The organism is Acidiphilium sp. (assembly GCF_049977125.1).
In the GTDB taxonomy this organism is placed as follows: Bacteria; Pseudomonadota; Alphaproteobacteria; order Acetobacterales; family Acetobacteraceae; genus Acidiphilium.
In genome coordinates, this window is sequence record NZ_JBMFGY010000318.1 from 1 (window position 1) to 2,166 (window position 2,166).

Here is a 2,166-nt window from a genome sequence, read left to right on the forward strand (position 1 = left end):
CTCGACCGGTCAGCCTTAGCTTAAACACCTGTCCAAAAAACCGGAGCCGCCGCAAAACCCAGACGCCTGAAATAATGACGCGCTTATCAAAGCTCAGACCCTAAGTTACAGAATGACGAGCGAAAGCCAGTGCGATTTGTAGCCGTCCCGTCCGTTCCCTGCTTTGAACTTTGGCTCCTGTTGCATTTCGAGGATGTTCAAGCATTCTCGCATCGGACTGAGACATTTAGGCGGTTGAAGCGGCACATTCCAGGCTATGAAAAAGGCTCTCGTGGCATCTTTGGTCTGACCGAACCACAGTTGGACGTTGCTTCCGCACGCGCGCAGCGTCTTCGTGTCCGTTTTGACGCCCGCGTGGCCAGCGATCCATATACAGCAATGGACGAACTTGTCGCATTATTGAGGAACTTGCGAGACTGATGAATGAGCGCCGAGGAGCCCTCGGTCTTGGCGGCTTTCTATGTGTCGGGGAATAAGAGCACCGCGCGCTTTCCGTGACGTCCGTACCGCCGCAGTGATTGTGCCTGCCAACAATGCCCTGGCGGCCGCAAGCAAATGTCGGAATTCAGGGCGCTTCTAATCGGGAGCGGGCGATCTTCTTTCCACCCCCCTTCTCGCCGTTTGGGGCTCGCCAGCGCGGGTTTCGCGGCCTCACCAAACGAACAGCTGCTTTCGGGCGAGGCCAACCATCGGCTGAGGGGCGCCAATGACGCGCATATCTGCCGCTCGGTCTTCATCTGGATGTGGCCAAAACCCAACTGGCGGCTTTTGTAGACCGTAACGTCGCAGCTACCCAATCCCCAAGCTCGAGTACCCACCTCGATCCGGGTTTCCAAAGCGCAAACTTTTCCGTAACCTCGCGACTGGTGTCAATGCGGAGTGACAGATGCGTACGGCGTTATACGCGCGGTTTTCGAGCGATCAGCAAAGTGCCGCGTCGATCGAGGATCAGTTGCGTCTTTGTAGGGAGTATGCGGCTCGTCAGGGCTGGACGATCGTTGACAGCTATGCGGACCGGGCGATTTCGGGCGCCTCGCTGTTGCGGCCGGGCATCCAGGAATTGATGGCGGATGCCGCACGGGGTCGTTTCGATGTGGTTCTCGCCGAAGGCATGGATAGGCTGTCACGGGATCAGGAAGATATCGCCGCGCTGTTCAAACGCCTTAGTTTCGCCAGTATCCGGATCGTCACTCTTGGCGAGGGCGACGTCTCAGAATTGCACATCGGCCTTAAAGGCACGATGAATGCGCTATTTTTGAAGGATTTGGCCGATAAAACCCGTCGCGGCATGCGCGGGCGTGTCGAGGCCGGCCGTTCGGGCGGCGGCAATTCATACGGTTACGATGTCGTCCGACGCTTTGGTCCGGATGGGTTGGCGATAACCGGAGAGCGGACGATCAATTCGACCCAAGCCGAGGTCGTCCGCCGGATCTTTCGGGATTTTAATCACGGTAAATCTCCCCGAGCGATTGCGGTGCAGCTGAACAAGGAAGGGGTGACCGGCCCGCGCGGCGAGGCCTGGAGCCAGTCGACGATCAACGGGAACGCTGAACGCGGCACCGGCATACTGAACAACGAACTCTATATCGGGCGAATCGTTTGGAACCGGCTCCGCTATGTGAAGGATCCGTCCACCGGCAAACGGGTGTCGCGGCTAAATCCCGCCGACAAATGGGTCGTCAACGAGAATCCTGAACTTCGAATCATCGACGACGACCTTTGGACGGCGGTGAAGGCGCGCCAAGCCAGTGCCCGGAGGTTGACCCGAACCGATCTCATTTCTGAGCCAGACACGGAGAGTAAGGAGTTCTGGCGACATCAACGGCCGAAGCATTTACTCACCGGTTTGATGCGTTGCGGCGTCTGCGGCGGCGCATATAGCAAAATTAGTTCGACCCTGTTCGGCTGTGCGGCGGCGCGGAACAAAGGCACCTGCGACAACCGGTTCAACATTCGCGGCGAGCGGATCGAGGCGATCGTGCTTGACGGCCTGCGGTTTCGGTTGATGGACCCTGCCCTGTTCAAGGAATTCACCGAGGCATTCGTGGGCGAGCGGAACGCAGCCATAGCAGAACGGCGGGCTCATTTCACGGGCGCGCGCGAGGAGCTCAAACGGCTCGATCACCGGAAGACACGTATGATCGATGCGATCGCCGAGGGCATGCC

The 2,166-nt window shown here is 58.5% G+C and carries 2 protein-coding genes; both read left to right on the plus strand.

The window, feature by feature from the left end:
- Positions 1–129: 129 nt before the first annotated feature.
- Positions 130–420 carry an RloB family protein gene (locus ACP5E6_RS18585; protein WP_427956877.1) on the plus strand — a complete coding sequence of 97 codons (291 nt, stop codon included), beginning with the start codon at positions 130–132 and terminating at the stop codon, positions 418–420.
- Between the two features lie 466 nt (positions 421–886).
- A partial coding sequence (locus ACP5E6_RS18590; RefSeq protein ID WP_427956880.1) for a recombinase family protein occupies positions 887–2,166 on the plus strand: 1,280 nt, incomplete at its 3' end.